At 44.1% G+C, this 17358-nt stretch carries 15 protein-coding genes and 1 tRNA gene; 9 read left to right on the top strand and 7 right to left on the bottom strand.

Annotation, left to right across the window (positions count from 1 at the left end; genetic code table 11):
* Window positions 1-74 precede the first annotated feature (74 nt).
* The gene (gene chiP / locus ACXABW_RS11240; protein WP_457522736.1) at window positions 75-1229 is read right to left on the bottom strand and encodes a chitoporin; all 1155 of its coding nucleotides are present in this window, start codon (window positions 1227-1229) and stop codon (window positions 75-77) included.
* 475 nt (window positions 1230-1704) lie between these two features.
* Here chiP and ACXABW_RS11245 point away from each other — a divergent pair, with 475 nt between their 5' ends.
* Both ACXABW_RS11245 and ACXABW_RS11250 read left to right on the top strand, forming a co-directional pair.
* The gene (locus ACXABW_RS11245) at window positions 1705-4401 is read left to right on the top strand and encodes a copper-translocating P-type ATPase (RefSeq protein ID WP_457522738.1); all 2697 of its coding nucleotides are present in this window, start codon (window positions 1705-1707) and stop codon (window positions 4399-4401) included.
* A gap of 15 nt (window positions 4402-4416) precedes the next feature.
* Complete coding sequence (locus ACXABW_RS11250; protein WP_457522739.1) at window positions 4417-4860, top strand: DUF411 domain-containing protein; 444 nt, start codon at window positions 4417-4419, stop codon at window positions 4858-4860.
* 76 nt (window positions 4861-4936) lie between these two features.
* Here the strand turns inward: ACXABW_RS11250 and ACXABW_RS11255 are convergent, their stop codons facing one another.
* Together ACXABW_RS11255 and ACXABW_RS11260 are read right to left on the bottom strand one after the other, a co-directional pair.
* On the bottom strand, window positions 4937-5605 hold the full coding sequence (locus ACXABW_RS11255; RefSeq protein ID WP_457522740.1) for an oligogalacturonate-specific porin KdgM family protein: 669 nt from the start codon (window positions 5603-5605) through the stop codon (window positions 4937-4939).
* A 444-nt stretch (window positions 5606-6049) separates the two neighbouring features.
* Window positions 6050-8701: a beta-N-acetylhexosaminidase gene (locus tag ACXABW_RS11260; protein ID WP_457522741.1), complete on the bottom strand. Its 2652-nt coding sequence runs from the start codon at window positions 8699-8701 to the stop codon at window positions 6050-6052.
* Between the two features lie 402 nt (window positions 8702-9103).
* On the opposite strand from ACXABW_RS11260, the gene ACXABW_RS11265 reads away from it, so the two are divergent.
* Both ACXABW_RS11265 and ACXABW_RS11270 read left to right on the top strand, forming a co-directional pair.
* Window positions 9104-9973 (top strand): TraB/GumN family protein, encoded by an 870-nt coding sequence (locus ACXABW_RS11265; protein WP_457522742.1) that lies wholly within the window; start codon window positions 9104-9106, stop codon window positions 9971-9973.
* 107 nt (window positions 9974-10080) lie between these two features.
* Complete coding sequence (locus tag ACXABW_RS11270) at window positions 10081-10497, top strand: hypothetical protein (RefSeq protein WP_457522744.1); 417 nt, start codon at window positions 10081-10083, stop codon at window positions 10495-10497.
* A gap of 125 nt (window positions 10498-10622) precedes the next feature.
* Here the strand turns inward: ACXABW_RS11270 and ACXABW_RS11275 are convergent.
* Window positions 10623-10699, bottom strand: a tRNA-Pro gene (locus ACXABW_RS11275).
* 256 nt (window positions 10700-10955) lie between these two features.
* Here ACXABW_RS11275 and ACXABW_RS11280 point away from each other — a divergent pair.
* The 3 genes from ACXABW_RS11280 (at window position 10956) to rluF (ending at window position 12984) form a co-directional block, all read left to right on the top strand.
* Window positions 10956-11096: a DUF3149 domain-containing protein gene (locus ACXABW_RS11280; RefSeq protein WP_252027808.1), complete on the top strand. Its 141-nt coding sequence runs from the start codon at window positions 10956-10958 to the stop codon at window positions 11094-11096.
* 180 nt (window positions 11097-11276) lie between these two features.
* Window positions 11277-11858, top strand: coding sequence for a DNA endonuclease SmrA (gene smrA / locus ACXABW_RS11285; protein WP_457522745.1), 582 nt, complete (start codon window positions 11277-11279; stop codon window positions 11856-11858).
* Window positions 11859-11937: 79 nt separating this feature from the next.
* Window positions 11938-12984, top strand: coding sequence for a 23S rRNA pseudouridine(2604) synthase RluF (rluF, locus tag ACXABW_RS11290; protein ID WP_457522747.1), 1047 nt, complete (start codon window positions 11938-11940; stop codon window positions 12982-12984).
* 54 nt (window positions 12985-13038) lie between these two features.
* Here rluF and upp read toward each other — a convergent pair whose 3' ends face one another.
* Complete coding sequence (gene upp, locus ACXABW_RS11295) at window positions 13039-13665, bottom strand: uracil phosphoribosyltransferase (protein WP_252027811.1); 627 nt, start codon at window positions 13663-13665, stop codon at window positions 13039-13041.
* Window positions 13666-13842: 177 nt separating this feature from the next.
* On the opposite strand from upp, the gene purM reads away from it, so the two are divergent.
* A complete protein-coding gene (purM, locus tag ACXABW_RS11300; RefSeq protein WP_252027812.1) occupies window positions 13843-14883 on the top strand; it encodes a phosphoribosylformylglycinamidine cyclo-ligase in 1041 nt (346 codons plus the stop codon).
* Window positions 14884-14885: 2 nt separating this feature from the next.
* Window positions 14886-15527 (top strand): phosphoribosylglycinamide formyltransferase, encoded by a 642-nt coding sequence (gene purN, locus ACXABW_RS11305; RefSeq protein WP_457522749.1) that lies wholly within the window; start codon window positions 14886-14888, stop codon window positions 15525-15527.
* A 94-nt stretch (window positions 15528-15621) separates the two neighbouring features.
* Here the strand turns inward: purN and ACXABW_RS11310 are convergent, their stop codons facing one another.
* Both ACXABW_RS11310 and lpcA read right to left on the bottom strand, forming a co-directional pair.
* The gene (locus ACXABW_RS11310) at window positions 15622-16467 is read right to left on the bottom strand and encodes a class II glutamine amidotransferase (protein ID WP_265686601.1); all 846 of its coding nucleotides are present in this window, start codon (window positions 16465-16467) and stop codon (window positions 15622-15624) included.
* 57 nt (window positions 16468-16524) lie between these two features.
* Window positions 16525-17100 (bottom strand): D-sedoheptulose 7-phosphate isomerase, encoded by a 576-nt coding sequence (gene lpcA / locus ACXABW_RS11315; RefSeq protein WP_252027815.1) that lies wholly within the window; start codon window positions 17098-17100, stop codon window positions 16525-16527.
* Between the last annotated feature and the right edge of the window lie 258 nt (window positions 17101-17358).

Genomic DNA, 17358 nt, shown 5'->3' on the forward strand with positions numbered 1-17358 from the left:
GTATGTATCCACATACCCTTTTTATTATTCACATTACTGTACAAAGTTCATATCTGTAACATGTCAGTGATTAATTAGAAGTAGTATTCAACACCTACAGAAAACTCATCATAATCTGCTGACTTCCAACGTAGTTCGCCAGAACCATCTATTGATTCAGCGCCGTCACCGAAGTCTAGTGTACGAGCACGAACATACAGTACAGCTGATGGGTCTACGAAGTACATGACTTGCGCTGACAATACGTTGTCATCAGTATTCTCGATAGTTTTACCATCACGCTCTAACTCAAAGTTAGCTGCATAGCCCAGTTTGTACTGCCAGTCACCCGTCGTATACATAATTGCAGAAGACATTGCATTTTGCTTTTCTTTAACGCCGTTACTGGCCGATGCTTCCATCATTTTGTATTGTGCGTAGAATGAAATGCCATTGTCGAACCAACCTTGAAGGCCAACAAGATACGTGTCGTTATCCCAAACGTGTTCCGTTGTGACATTACCATCAGCATCAGTAACAGATTCGCTTACAACATTGCGGTTTCCTTCATACGCTAAGTCGAACTGAATAGGGCCCATTTTGTAATGGCCTGCAATACCGGCCCAGTAATCATCACCTGCACCTAGCCCTGCGCTATCACCGGCACCTACTGCCACGTCAAATGACAATGCATCCATGTACATAGGGGTATCCCAACGGATGGTGTTTGATTGACGGTCTTGATACTTAGCACCACCGATTGCGCCGCCCCAGTCGTATACGTCACCCAAACCTGGGTTAGACGCTGGCCAGTCAACCAACTCATACATAGGTGTTAATACACGACCTAAGCGGATTTGACCCATTGACTCACTTTCGAAACCAACAAATGTGTCACGCTCACCAAGCCCTGCGCCTTCACCACCAAAGCTTGGATCTACATAGCCACCTTCAATTTGCCAAATGAATGTTGGGCTGAAGTTTGCAAATTGCTTTTTACCTCGGAAGCCAATACGCGATTCATTGTTCAACTGACCGCCACCGAGATCATCATCGGTAGCTGAACTACCAGAATCATAATCACGATACGCGGCCTGCATTGCGATGATTCCGTACACTTCATATGCAAAAGAGTCTTTAGTTAAGTAATTCTTAGCTGCATCACTGTTAGCGCCGTCAGCAAAAGCTGCGCCACTTAGCATTAAGCTTGATACTGCTGCACCCAGAAGTGTCTTTTTAAAGTAAGACATAGATTAACCCCTATATATTTATTAGTTTTTCCTTGTCCCATAACAAATTGGCATTTGTTAATGGCGGACTATTTATGGACGGGATAATCTTGGCAAACTTTTTTTGCGGCAAGAAATCAGCTCAAATGTAATCTGAGCAACTTCAAACTAAACAAAAGAAAATAAAAATAAACACTAAAAATTCAATAACTTAAATACAAACAGATCAATTAAATAAACGTCAAAATGGGTACAAAGCAAAAAAAACACCAAATATCGGCCATTTATTGCCAACAAGATCACTATGCTTTTTTATTGTTTTACGGAACTTTATAAAAGCCTAAATAAATATTTGAAATAGCTCGCAAACTAAAAGCAGCTAAGTTGGGTAAATAGAGATGATTTTGACGTTTTTACTTAGTCAAACTCCTCCTATTGACCTTCCCCCTAAGGTAAGGTTTATGCTGCTGATAAATCGTCTCAATTGGTGAATAGCATGAATACTTTCTCGTTGCCTTTATATGACCTTAACTGCATGGGGTGTGCAAATAAAATAAAGCGCGCTTTGCAAGAAGAACATGATGTAAGCATTGAAAAGCTATCTCCCACTCATATTGAGTTGATCACACCATCAATCTATAAAGCTATTCACGCAACAATCGTGAAACAGGGCTACAAAGTCGGCAACAAACAAGAATTTTTACTCAGTGGATTGAATTGCAATAAATGCGTCGAAAAGCTAAATAAACACTTAGCGGACTCGGATGATTTGGTTATTTTAGATATATCAACCACATCCCTTATCATTGACACTCACATCGACAGCCATCTAGTCCAAAAACTGATTGAACAAATCGGTTTTGAAGGCGAACTCAACACTCAACAACAACAAACAGCAACTCAAGAATCAGCAGCACCAAGTGTAGATACCCCTACTCCAACATCAGCTAGTCATCAAACAGTAAGCACACACTTACAGATAAATGGGATGACATGTGCGAGCTGTGTAGCATCGGTAGAAAAAGCATTAATGTCCGTAGAAGGTGTCGTGAAAGCTCAAGTCAACCTGTCAGAATCCAGTGCTTTGGTATTGAGCGATAACGAACTCGTTGAGTCGAAGAAGCAGCAGCTACTGGATGCCATCAAGACAGCCGGCTATCTAGGGGAGCTTGTTGAAAGTCCAAAGGCTGCACAAGAGAAACAAGCGCAGCAATTGGCCAGCAACCGGTCACTGCATAAACGTAATGCATGGCTAGGGCTCATAGTCGGCGGCCCTCTTATGGCTTGGGGCGTTTTCGGCGGGAGTATGATGATCCGAAACACCCAAGATCAGCTCGCTTGGGGAGGTATCGGATTACTCTGTTTACTACTACTTTGTACCGCGGGTAAACACTTCTTTCACAATGCGTGGCAAGCACTGATTCATAGACGAGCAACGATGGACTCCTTAGTTGCAATGGGCACAGGTGCCGCCTGGCTCTACTCAATGCTTATCGTGCTTTGGCCTGGATGGTTCCCAGAATCTGCACGCCATGTTTACTTTGAGGCTAGCGCAATGATCATCGGGCTTATCTCCCTTGGCCATTACATAGAAGCTAAAGCGAAAGCCAAAACAACACACTCGATTCAAGCACTAATCAATTTACAGCCTCAAACGGCCCTATTGATTGCTAACGGCATTGAGCAGACCATTGCCGTTGAAGATATTAAAACGGGCATGACGTTACGCATTAGACCAGGAGATAAAGTGCCGGTTGATGGCGTAGTTTTGTCAGGTTCTTCCTACATCGACGAATCAATGCTAACTGGTGAGCCAATCCCGACCCATAAAGACCATGGCGATAACGTTGCAGCTGGGACACTAAACCAAGACGGCAGCTTAGTGATCACCGCTGAAGGAGTGGGCAGTGAGACGATGCTCTCACGCATTATTCAGTTGGTTCGCCAAGCACAAAGCAGTAAACCGGCAATAGCGAAACTCGCCGACCAAATATCGGCAGTATTTGTCCCTATTGTCGTTGTTATCGCATTGGTAGCAGCCGCAGTTTGGTACTTCGTTGGACCGCAACCAGCTCTGAGCCACATGCTCGTCGTTTCTACTACTGTACTTATCATTGCTTGCCCATGTGCTCTTGGGCTTGCAACGCCTTTATCCGTCACCGTCGGAGTAGGTAAAGCGGCCGAATTAGGCATTTTGATCCGCGATGCTGACGCTCTGCAATCTGCCAGTAAGATCAACACCGTTGTATTTGATAAAACAGGAACTCTGACCCAAGGTAAGCCTAGCGTCCAAAAATTGTTTAATATAACTGATCAGCAAGATTCCATACTCGAAATGCTGTATGGCACTGAACGCTTATCTGAACATCCATTGGCCAAAGCGGTCTGCGAACATATCGATCAAATGGGCTTTATCGCTAAAGAGCCTAACAGCTTCAACAATCTTCAAGGTCGTGGCGTCGAAGCTTCTTTTGGGCAAGATTCGATGGTCGTTGGTTCCTTGCAGCATATGGAGTCGCTAGGAATATCTCTCACTTTATTTGAAGCTGAAATTCAAGAATGTATAGACAATGCTTGGACGCCAATTGTGGTCGCACTCAACAATAAAGTTCAAGTACTCGTTGCGGTCTCGGATCCGATAAAACCCGAAGCGAAGCGAGCTATCAAAAGTTTGAAAGCGTTAAACATCGATACCGTCATGTTAACTGGCGATAATCAAGCCGTCGCCCAAGCTATTGGTCTCCAATTAGGCATCAACAGCGTTATTGCTCAAGTGCTGCCTAATCAAAAAGCGGATCAGATTCAGAATCTACAAGCGCAAGGCAAACATGTTGCCATGGTGGGAGATGGGATTAATGACGCGCCAGCTCTGGCTCAAGCTGATCTAGGTGTTGCTATGGGTGCAGGTAGCGATGTGGCGATAGAAAGCGCACAAGTTACCTTACTGAACTCATCGCCTTTATCCGTAATTCGAACAATTGAGCTATCAAGCGCGACAGTCAAAAACATGAAACAAAACTTGTTTGGCGCCTTTGTATATAACTCTCTTGGTATACCAATCGCTGCTGGTGTTTTATATCCAGCATTTGGTTTTCTATTAAGCCCTGTGTTTGCAGGTGCTGCCATGGCTTTATCTTCTATTACTGTTGTAAGCAATGCTAATCGCTTACGCCTGTTCCAAACCAAATACTAACACTCAGAGGTAATCATGAAATTGAAATTAATGACTATCGTTCTTGCCGCCACTGCCTCCGCCAATGCATTAGCTGCAGACATTATTAACCATAAGTCACCATATTGTGGTTGCTGTGGAGAATGGACTAAACATATGAAAGACGCAGGCTTCTCGGTTGAAGAAAAGCTGCATGAAAATATGAACCCAATTAAACAAAAGCTAGGTATCACGCCAGAGCTTGCTTCCTGCCACACTGCCGAAATCAACGGGTACGTATTTGAAGGCCACATCCCTGCAGACGATATCAAAGCATTTCTTGAAAACCCGCCGAAAAACGCAGTTGGGCTTGCCGTCCCGGGGATGCCAATGGGTTCTCCGGGGATGGAATATGGCAATGAGAAAGACGCTTATTCTGTTTACGCATTTAACGACAAAGGACAAGTGTTTGAATATCGCCGTTACGAAGGTAACCAATAAATAAAAAAGAGCCTGGTATTAACCAGGCTCTTTACTTTAGGACTTTAAGGACTTTTTAAAATCTGAATTGTTTCGATTAGAAGCCGTAAGAAGCACCGAATACGAATGCGTTGTTCGTGTTGTCGCCTTGGTTACGGTACTCGAAGTATGGTTGAACGCCTTTACGAGTCCATGTAGCGCGAAGCTCGTGGTCCATCGATTCAGCTTCGATTAGGTATACGTTGTTGTAGCTAAGCGCTACATCTTCATTCAGCGTGTAACCGATGCGGTTATCCATGCGGTAATCAGTTTTGTTATCAGCATCAGTTGCGTCGATATGAGCACGAGTACGGTTGCTCAGTTGGATACCGTTGTCAAAGTTGTAACCAATCTTAACTAATGGACGATATTGTAGGCTCTCACCTTGGTAAATCACGTGTTGATAACCAGCAGCAACCCAGAAGTTGTCGTTAATGGCGAAAGACTGCTCACCACCTACAGTAGTGTAAACAGAATCTTGCTTAGATACGCCGTCTACTACTGCGATTTCACCTAGTTGGATACCATCAAACTCAGTGTATACAGTGAAGCCACCAAAGCGGTTATCAAAAGTGTGGCCAGCTTCTAGAGTTGAGGTTACATCAGAACCGTGCATTTTATCGCTGTCTGAGTGGAATTGTAGGTTACCCGTTACGTAAGAAGAACCAGCGAAAGCGCTTGAAGCGAATGCAAGAGAAAGTGCACTTAGTGCGATAACTTTTTTCATAATTAACTGCCTTTAAAATGTAATTTAGCCGCGGTTCTTATTAGGTATATCATTCACCACCGACCGCAAGTTGGGGTTGCCTCCCTGGCATGGCAGCCATATTGCAAAAATTAATTCGCCCTGAAAAATAAAACCTCAAATATAGTGATCTCACGCATCACCCAAAAACATAAATAGAACACTTAACAATAAAAAACAATCACTTATCGACACATATAAAAAAGACTAAAGTCATTCAAAGTGAGCCAGATCACTATTAATAGGATTAACAGTTAACCAATCACAGTGTGAGATCACACCAAATTTAGCGATTTTGACAGGTAACTTAATTTTCGTTGATAAAAATCCGATCTCGATCACTAGTGTGACCACAGTATTTAATTCACGCCGATAAAAAAAGCCCCAAGCTATCGCTTGAGGCTTCACCAATAGTTTTGCTAAATGTTACTGAACAATAGTTACTCGGCTCGTGCGTTCACCTGTCGCAGACACAGAGCGAATCATCACTTCCCCTTCTACCTGAGGTTGATTGTCCGCAGAGTAAGTCAGCCACTTCTCACCATCCAGAGAGTATTGAAGTTCAACACCAGGGAACTGAACGTTCATGACTAGCTTACCATCTTCAACTTTTGCGCCAGGTACAGGTAAGCGGTAGTCAATACCTGATTTTTCTAGCTTAGCCAGTTCACGTTGACCAAGTACGTTCGCAAAGCGGTTGTAGTCTTGGTTTAGCGCTGCTTTGTCTACTAGGTTTGTCTCTAGAGAATACTCTACACCCACTTTGTAGTCGTTTTCCCAATCAGCACGGTGCCACGCACGCTCTGCCGCTGCTAGTACGCGAGGGAATACCATGTACTCGTATTGCTCATCGTTACGTACTGTCTCAGACCAAAGCTGTGCTGATAGACCGTAGAAAGGTTTCGCTTCAATTTCACCTTTGCCAGTGAACCCGTTGCCGTCGCGGTCTACCGAGGTTTCTGCGTTCTGAGGCATGTTCTCTGGTGCAAACCCAAACATCTTACGAGTGTCTGTTGCACGCGTTGCCCAGTAGTAACCGCGCTCTTTCGGATCCACTTCGTATGGCATGTCCATGTACACGTAGTCTGGGTTAGAAACGATCACGTCGTAACCTTTCTTCGACCATTCGTACACAGATGATGTGCCACCCCAGTAAAGAACGTCCCAGAAGTTAACACGTGTGTTTTCTGTTGCGAACGCTTTCTCACCTTCACTGTATTTAAGGCCATCTTGCCAAGCTTGGAAGTTTGGAATGCCCTTCTCTGCCACAATCTTCGACACTTCTTCTGCGAAGTGGCTTGGTAGATGAGCAAAGTCACTTACCGTACCGTCTGCAATTAGCGTCTGACATTGTGGAGATAGTGCGAATGGCTTGTCTTGTTTAGACAGGTCGATCGTACCTTTCCAAGCAACTTTATCTTCCGCGTTGACGTCTTGTAAACCAGCCCCTAGCTTGATGTTCTTCGCTTCATCACCACCAAAGTGCCATGTTGTTAGCGGCGTGCCCGCCTCGATGTGCATTGCTGCTACTTCTGAAATCACTTTATCAACAAAGCGAGTTGAAGATTCCATACATGGGTTGATGAAGCTTTGCTTGTTGTAAAACTGAACCGTCGTTACGTTCGATGTATCTTGAGGATCCATCAGGCGGTACTCGTTCGCTTCTGCTTCTTTACCTTCTTCCATTAGGCGGTCGTAACGTGCTTCCATTGATACTACTGCTGCACGAGCGTGCGCTGGCATATCGATTTCAGGAATCACTTCGATGTTACGCGCTTTCGCGTACTTCAAGATGTCCACGTAGTCTGCTTTGCTGAAGAAGCCAGAACCAAAGTTGTCTGTCGTTGCACCTGAGCCAAGCTGAGGCAGTAAACAGCTTTTCTCTTGCAAATCGAAACAACGGTTAGCACCCACTTCAGTCAGCTCAGGCAGACCCGGGATTTCTAAACGCCAGCCTTCATCATCCGTTAGGTGAAGGTGTAGTTTGTTCATCTTGTACGCTGCCATTTGGTCAAGCGTGGCAAGGATTGCGTCTTTAGAGTGGAAGTTACGAGCTACGTCCACCATTACACCACGGTAATCAAAACGCGGCGCATCTTTAATAGACAGTTGTGGTAGAGAATCAGCATTTTGGCTGTCTACCAGGCCAAAGATAGATTGTACTGCGTAGAAAGCGCCTGCTTGGTCAAACGCTTTAATCGCAATACCGTCGCCTTTGATGCTCATTTCGTAAGCACCAGATTTTGCTAATTCACCGGTGAAGTCTGCAGGAACAACAGTGATACTTACAGGAAGATCACCACGGACATCCACACCTACCACTTCTGCACGATCTTGAATTGCTGCGTATTGAGTCGCATCGAATGCGTCTTTAGGCAGCGCAATACCCGCCGTGATATCTACTGTACCTTCGCCTGCTTCAACAGACATTGGCGTTGGTAGTAACGTTGTTGATACGTCTTGTTTTGCTAGGTCTTCGTTCTTCTCGAAACGAGACACAGCGTTTGCAAATACATTGTTGTCGTCTGGCGTACGTTTTAGGTTGTTACCCTCAAGGCCAGTCACGAAAGATGCAACGTCTTCTGTGTTAAGAGAAGCAATCATCTTAGGCTCTGCATTTGGTGCAGCAACAAACGCGCCTGGCATGAAGTCAGTTTCAAATAGCTGCCAGTATTCAGCAACAAGAGGAAGAACCACTTCTTCACCTGCAGCAAAGCCATCAAACTTATCGGTTGGTTCTAGTTTGTGTAGGTCACCCGTAACGCGAGAGATTTTGAACTGTTCGTTTTCAACATCCAGAATCAGACGAATACTGTGGAAGTAAATAGCCCAATCTTTAGAGTCAACCGCTTCACCTTGGTTAACTAGCGTCATGTTTACTTTGTTACAAGACGCCCACTCAGCGCCCATGTCTTGACATGCAAGACCTTCATTTGCGCCGTGGTTGGTTAGTACTTCATATTGAATATCAAGGTTGTCAGCGAGCGTGTTAACCGTAGATTGCTCAGTTGACGTAAAAGAAGAACACCCAGCTAAAGTAGCAACAACAGAGGCTGCTAGAAGACTTTGTTTAAACATCTTACTTACCCTAAAAGTGAAATGGTGCGAGCCAAAACAGCTAGCAAAATTGCGATGCATTCAACATAGCTCGAGTTATTTTAGGTCGTAAAATTAATCATCATTGGAAGTGATCGGAGTCAAACTTTGAAATAAGGCATTATTTTTTTATCTTAAAAAACAGAACGTTAATCACAACGTCAAAATCGACACAGTATTATTAACGAGTTTACTGAGAAGGAAATCACACTTATTTCTAGAAAACAGTAAAAAATTTAGCCAAGCATCACAAAATGCCTCTGACTGGGATACACTTTGATCTTAGCTCCAAATAAGAAATGTGATTTTTTCCACAAATATTTCTCGTCAACTTACGTTAAAAAGTTTTGCTTTGACAATTTTTACTCACAGGTCTCAATCCACATGCTCAGATCCTTAAGCCTATTGTTACCACTCTTGTTTTCCACACTATCTGTGGCTGAACCACTGTACTGGCAAGCTAAGAAAGGCGAATTGACATATACCATCATGGGCTCAGTTCATATCGGTGATGAAAGCATGTATCCACTCCCGAAGCCTATAATGGATAGACTAAACTCTTCCGACGGGTTGATTATTGAAACCGACATAAGAAAGACTCAGGGAATTACATACCCTGAAATGCAGTACCTATCTCAGGATGTGCTTTCATCCCGGCAAAAGTCTGATCTAAAGGGCATTGCCAAATTTCTGGAATTGAATGATAAGCAACTACTCAGCTCACCTCCTTGGGCTACGGCGCTAACGATTCAGATGAAGCAAACGGAATATTTGGGCTACCAAGCCGCTTTAGGTGTCGACGCTCACCTCATGTATAAAGCAACAATCAAAGAAATCCCAATATTAAGTTTGGAGTCATTGCAGTTTCAGGTCGACCTGTTTACCGGGCAACCAGAGTCAGGCAAAGAATTCCTAGTCAGCGCTATCGAAGAGTTTGATCATGTTGAAGGCGTACTACCCTGCTTAATAGAAAGCTGGCAGGCCGGAGACAAAAGTAAATTGGAGAAGTTCGCACAACTTGCTGCAATGTCACCGGAGCTCGAAAAAGCGTTTATTCACGACCGAAATGCAGACTGGGCGCAAAAGCTTGCTAATCCACCGTGGAGCAAAAAACAGCAAGGGCAATATTTGATGGTTGTAGGTGCACTCCACCTAGTCGGTGAAGACAACGTTCTAGACTTACTCAAGCAAAATGGATTTTCCGTTTCTCAGCAGTCTACCAGTAGTGAGGCCAGCTGCAATTTTAAGTATTAAATAATAATAACTAGCTATAACACCTCTCTGACATGTAGCTTGCTACAAAGATTACTATTTTGAGCAACATTTATAACGCTCTGTATCAAATCAAATAGGTTGTTTGCATGCGCAATTCCATTGCTATCCTTTCATTATTAACAATCCTACCGACCACTGTTTTTGCCAGTGAGCGGTGTACTGTCGATACTTTTCAGCCTGTCGATATTCAACCTAGCATTACAGGTGGTGTCTACGATAAAGAAAGCGGTCAATTTCTCACAACGACGAAACCACCGATGCGTTGTGCCTCTGTCACTTTTTATACCCAAGTGACTCGCAACCGTATCGCACGAGACATGGGACATGAGTTCACCGCAACTTACTTTGATGGTGAAGAAGGTGCCTCTCACTCAATTAAGTTCGACGACGATGCGGTAAAAGCCGGGTACATTCGCGTAGGCCCAAATAACCCAGCAACGGCTTACCTTTGTTTCACCACAGCAGAAACCCCCATTCAATCTATCCGATGCGATGTGAAATAACCTAGTCTAAGGTCTAGGCTCAAAGAGATACCCTTTGAACTTCAGGCGAACCCCACTATGGTTCTAGCCCTATTTTTATGCTCCTAAACGACGAAAGCCTGCTTAAAAAGCAGGCTTTCTTAAAGTGGTCGGTGAAGAGGGATTCGAACCCCCGACCCTCTGGTCCCAAACCAGATGCGCTACCAAGCTGCGCTATTCACCGAGATTGTTGTCACAAGCTTTGCCTGTCAACGGATGCGTATATTACGGATTCCTGCCCCGAACGCAAGCCATTTTAGCGAGTTTTTTACAAAACAGTACTGTTCGATTAAATGCTACTCAATCAAAACCAAAATGTGATTAAAAACACATCAACAGAAACAAGTTCACAACCCATAAGAAACAATTGATCCAGATCAGTACCAAGCATTTAACTGACTTATAAATTAAAACCTGTCTTCGATACTTTTGGAGGAAACATGGACTTTTGGCTTGATCTCCTATTTGGTAATGCAGTGGGGCTATCTTCGATGATAGTAATCTTTGGCGCTTTAGGTCTGATGCTGTTTTATGGCGGCTTCATCCTCTATAAAGTTAAGAACGACAAATCTCCTCACTAGATCGCTTAGCTACTATTAAACAATAGAGTAACGCTATGCACCGAAGTAGATTATCTGTCTACTTCGGTTTTTTATTTTTCTTCCTCAGATACGTAACACGGCCGCACGCACGAGGTGCTAGTGATATTCGTTGCTGATATAATAGTTAGCATTCCGAATTTCGTGATATGAGCTGTTCCCATGTCGAATAAAGACGAGCTTGACCTCTTCAAGCAAATGATGGGGGATGTCAAACCCATCAAACAAGATACTGCTGAACTGAAAAAGACTCACACAGTATCAGACTCTCAATTAGCAAAGCGGCAAGCCGCTACATGGCTATCGGAACAAGATCCTGAGTATTTGTCTGTCGACCACGCTGAGATGCTCAAACCAGAAGACATCATCGAATTCAAAAAAGATGGGGTTCAGGAAGGGGTATATCGCAAATTACGTTTGGGTAAATACCCGATTCAAGCCAAACTGGACCTACACAGACGCACTCTTAAAGAAGCTCGTGATGACGTTGTTGGCTTTCTTAAGCAGTGCATTCAACTTGATATTCGTACCGTATTGATCGTTCACGGTCGTGGTGAAAAGTCCAATCCACCAGCCCTAATGAAAAGTTATGTAGCCAGTTGGCTAAACCAAATCAAAGACGTGCAATGTGTGCATAGTGCACAGAGATTCCATGGTGGTACGGGCGCGGTTTACGTATTACTACGAAAGAGTGCAGACAAAAAGCTGGAAAATCGTGAGCGCCATCAAAAACGCATGGGCTAACGTTTCATACGATGCTAGAATCGCCCGCTTACTTATTACTCCACCAAACTAAGCCGTTGAGAAACGTAAAGAGGTCAAGATGACAACCGACAACGCTAAACGCCTAAACAAATTTATCAGTGAAACGGGATTTTGTTCTCGTCGTGAAGCCGACCGCCTCATAGAGCAGGGCCGTGTCACTATCAATGGTAAAATTCCAGAAATGGGGACTAAAGTCGTATCGGGTGACGACGTTCGTGTCGATGACAAGCCACTAAAGTCAAAAGAGCGCCCTATCTATATCGCATTGAACAAGCCAACCGGTATTACGTGTACGACTGAACGTGACGTTCCTGGCAACATTGTCGATTTTATTGGCCACCACAAACGCATTTTCCCAATAGGCCGCTTAGATAAACCTTCAGACGGGCTTATTTTCCTGACCAACGACGGTGATATTGTTAATAAGATCCTTCGTGCGGGTAACAACCACGAGAAAGAATATGTGGTTCGCGTTGATAAACCTATTACCCAAGAGTTTCTTACCCACATGGCATCCGGCGTCGATATTCTCGATACCACAACGCTGCCATGTAAAGTCACAAAGGAAACCAAGTTCTCATTTCGAATCGTTCTGACCCAAGGTTTAAATAGACAGATCCGTCGTATGTGTGAAGCGTTGGGCTATGAAGTATTTAAACTTCGCCGCGTACGTATCATGAACATTTCTCTAGACGGTATTCCAAATGGAAAGTGGCGTTACTTATCGGATGATGAGGTATCAGAGATCTTATCTATGTGTGAGGATTCTAGCTGCACTGAGGACGCGTCGAAAGTCGACGGCAAAGGTAAAAAAATCCGTAAAGCCACGGATGCCAAACTGTTTGATAGCCGAGAAGAAAATCAACCATCCAAAGCGCGACGCAATCAAAAGCAGAAAACCTTTCATGGCCGTAACGCTGACGAATTTAGACATGCGCCTAACTCGAAGAAAGGACGTGGCAAACCAGATAATAGCCGAACGAATAATAACAAAGGTAATAGCAGCGGCAAGGGAAAAACGTATTACAAACCAGACAACAACGAAAACTCTACACGCCAATCAAATAAACCACGTAAGTCTGGCACTTTGAGCCTGAAGAAATAGACAGACATAAAAAAGGAGAGCAAATGCTCTCCTTTTTTGATTGGCTCAGTTCAATTACTGAGTACCAAAAATCTTATCGCCCGCATCACCCAAACCAGGAACGATGTAGCCTTTGTCATTTAGCTTCTCATCAATAGCAGCAGTGTAAAGTTCTACATCTGGGTGCGCTTTCTCTAACGCTTCAACACCTTCAGGAGCCGCAACCAGTACAAGAACTTTAATCGCCTTACAGCCTTTCTCTTTAAGAAGGTCGATCGTTGCGATCATAGAACCACCCGTTGCAAGCATTGGGTCAACTACAAGCGCAATACGCTCGTCGATGTTCGATGCTAACTTATTGAAGTAAGGAACAGGCTCCAATGTTTCTTCATCACGGTAAATACCAACAACACTGATACGTGCGCTTGGCATGTGCTCAAGAACGCCATCCATCATGCCTAGACCCGCACGTAGAATTGGCACAACTGTCACTTTCTTACCTTTAATTTGGTCCACTTCCACTGGACCATTCCAACCTTCAATGGTTACTTTCTCTGTTTCAAAGTCTGCAGTCGCTTCATAAGTTAATAGGCTACCTACTTCGGTCGCTAACTCACGAAAACGCTTCGTGCTGATGTCACCTTCTCGCATTAGACCAATCTTGTGTTTAACTAGAGGGTGTTTTACTTCAACAACTTTCATTTCCATCTCCGGCAATATGGGGAACATTTAAACAAACCTTCGAATTATACACGATCTCAAAATAAATTTCAGGGTGATTAGAACAATAAAAAAACTCGCGCAAACGTTTGCTCTTTATGTTTAACCGCTGGTAGAATAGCGCCGTTTTCATATCCAACTTTAACCGAGGACTTCCCTGTGAGCGGTAACAACTCTTCTCTAAGCTATAAAGACGCTGGTGTAGATATTGATGCAGGCAACGCGCTTGTTGATCGAATTAAAGGTGCGGTAAAGCGCACTCGTCGCCCTGAAGTTATGGGTGGTATTGGCGGCTTCGGAGCCCTATGTGAACTACCAACTAAATACAAGCAACCTGTACTCGTGTCTGGCACTGATGGTGTAGGTACTAAGCTTCGTTTAGCTCTGGATATGAACAAGCACGACACAATCGGTATCGACCTTGTCGCTATGTGTGTGAATGACCTGATCGTACAAGGTGCAGAACCTCTTTTCTTCCTAGACTACTACGCAACAGGAAAACTAGACGTTGATACTGCAGCTGACGTAGTTTCTGGTATTGCTGAAGGTTGTATTCAAGCCGGTTGTTCATTGATTGGTGGCGAAACGGCGGAAATGCCAGGCATGTATGAAGGCGAAGACTACGATGTAGCAGGCTTCTGTGTCGGTGTAGTAGAAAAAGAAGACGTTATCGATGGCACAAAAGTCGCTGCTGGTGATGCACTTATCGCTGTAGGTTCAAGCGGTCCACACTCAAACGGTTACTCTCTTATTCGTAAAATTCTAGAAGTGTCTGGTGCCGATAAGAGTGAGGAACTAGCAGGCCGTACTATTGGTGAACACCTGCTCGAGCCAACTAAAATTTACATTAAGTCTGCGCTTAAGATGATTGAGCAGCACGACATCCACGCAATTTCGCACATCACAGGTGGCGGCTTCTGGGAAAACATCCCGCGTGTGCTTCCAGAAGGTACAAAAGCAGTCGTTGATGGCAATAGCTGGGAATGGCCAGTTATTTTCAAATGGCTACAAGAGAAGGGTAACGTAACGACTCACGAAATGTACCGCACATTCAACTGTGGTGTAGGCCTAGTGATCGCCCTTCCTAAAGATCAAGCAGACGCAGCTGTTGAGCTATTAAATGCAGAAGGTGAAAACGCTTGGGTTATCGGTGAGATCGCAAACGCTGCAGCTGGCGAAGAACAAGTAGAGATCAAATAAGTATGAAAAGTATCGTCGTTTTAGTTTCAGGGAACGGTTCTAACCTACAGGCAATCATTGATGCATGTGACAAGGACATTACTGGTGGTCGCGTGACCGCAGTATTTTCCAACAAAGCCAATGTCTATGCTTTAGAGCGTGCTGAGAAAGCCGGTGCAGCAGCACACTTCCTTGACCCTAAAGCCTTCGATACCCGTGATGCGTTTGACCACGAGTTGATGAAGCAGATCGATGAATATAAGCCAGACGTCATTGTACTTGCTGGTTACATGCGAATTCTAAGTGGTGAATTCGTTCGCCACTATATGGGCCGCATGATCAATATTCACCCTTCTCTGCTACCTAAGTACCCTGGCCTTAACACTTATCAGCGTGCTATCCACGCTGGAGACGAAGAGCATGGTACTAGCGTTCATTTCGTTACCGAGCAGCTTGATGGCGGTCCTGTTATTTTGCAGGCTAAAGTGCCTATTTTCGACGAAGACACGGTCGAGACTCTCACTGAACGCGTTCAAACTCAAGAACACAAAATCTACCCGATGGTGGTTAAGTGGTTGGTTGAAGAGCGTTTAGTGATGAAAGATGAAAAAGAGGCTTACCTTGATGGTGCTCTTCTGGGTATGCACGGTTACGCTGAAGAATAAATGCCTTTAGGCAAATAAAAAAAGAAAAGGTTGATGTACATGCATCAACCTTTTTTATTTCTCGGCCTTAGCCAAAGTAAGCCAAACGATTCAGTTACTCCAACGGTTCAGTTGGTGCCTGGCATTTAGGCTTCGCTTCAGCAAACGCCACATCGGTTAGCTTGGCAGCATTTCCGTCGATGAGCTCGCCAAAGTGGAATATCCCATACTCCCCTGGCTTCATCCGATGCCAAACTTCGTTGTCCGTCAATGGTTGTGTCGCAATAACCGATACCACATCATTTGGCGTAGTTTCTTCTTGGAAGTTAATCGTGACATCTTCATCAATCAGGCTCGCTTTCCCAAACGGAGCTCGACGTGTAATCCAATACAGATGGTTAGTGCAGTATGTCATCACATACTCACCATCCGACAATAACATATTGAATACACCTTTATCCTTCAACTTGTCGCAGCATTGTGCGACAAACTTAAACATCCCCACCATATCTTGAGGAGGTTCAGGGTATCGCTCTTCAAGCTGCTTCATGATCCAACAAAAAGCACGTTCGCTGTCTGTCTGCCCTACCGGTAAATAGCGCCCGACAGACAAGTCTTGATAATCACTTAGCTGACCGTTGTGTGCAAACGTCCAGTACTTACCCCATAAGTCACGAGTAAATGGGTGGGTGTTTTCTAAACTTACCCCACCTCGGTTCGCCTGTCTTATGTGACTTACGACAGCACAACTTTTTATCGGATAGTTTTGTACCAGCTCGGCAATCTTTGATTTACAGCTTGGGTTTGGGTCCTTAAAAGTACGAAACCCTTTCCCTTCATAGAAGGTAATCCCCCAGCCATCTCTATGCGGGCCAGTATTGCCACCTCGTTGCATCAAGCCTGTAAAGCTAAAGCATATATCTGTCGGTACATTGGCGCTCATGCCGAGCAATTCACACATGGTTTATTGGACTCCTTTACTCTAAACCAATTATACAAGCCTCTAAGACAACACGCCTTAGGCCATCTCTTTCTCAATCAGCTGAATCACAATGTGAATAATCTTAATATGAATCTCTTGAATACGGTCAGCATAACCAAAGTGTGGCACGCGAATTTCGATATCCGCTAGGCCTGCCATTTTACCGCCATCTTTACCAGTAAGAGCGATGGTTTTCATTCCTTTCGCTTGTGCCGCTTCGATAGCTTTTAGAATGTTGCCGGAATTGCCTGAAGTTGATAAACCAAATAGTACGTCGCCTTTTGAACCAACGGCTTCTACATAGCGAGAAAATACAAAGTCATAACCAAAATCGTTACTCACGCAAGACAAATGGCTTGGATCTGAAATCGCGATTCCTGGATAGCCAGGACGATTCTCACGGTAACGGCCTGTCAGCTCTTCGGCAAAATGCATAGCATCACAGTGCGAACCACCATTGCCACAAGACAACACCTTACCACCTTGTTTAAACGACTCAGCGATAAGCTTGGCTGCTGCTTCAATTTGAGCAATATTGTGCTCGTCACTTAAAAATTTATTTAGTACGTCGGCAGCTTCTGTTAATTCACTTTTGATTAAATCCTGATACATGGCGAGTTCTCTTATCGTTCTGAGTATTTGAGCATGGGGTGCTGGGTTTAGCACATTTGTCTCAAGTTTACTTAAACATTCCCGACTGTCGATAGTTAGCTTTCAAGATTTGTTGCTTTCTTGCCATTCCACGACAACAAAATCGTCTTCCGCTTCAAATATTAGAACTTTCACTCTACTTAGATCACTTTTTGCGCACTTTGAGGTTTTACATTTTATTAATATTTTGATTACACTTATAACTGGTTAGACCTCTTA

The sequence above is a fragment of the Vibrio paucivorans genome (assembly GCF_054053395.1).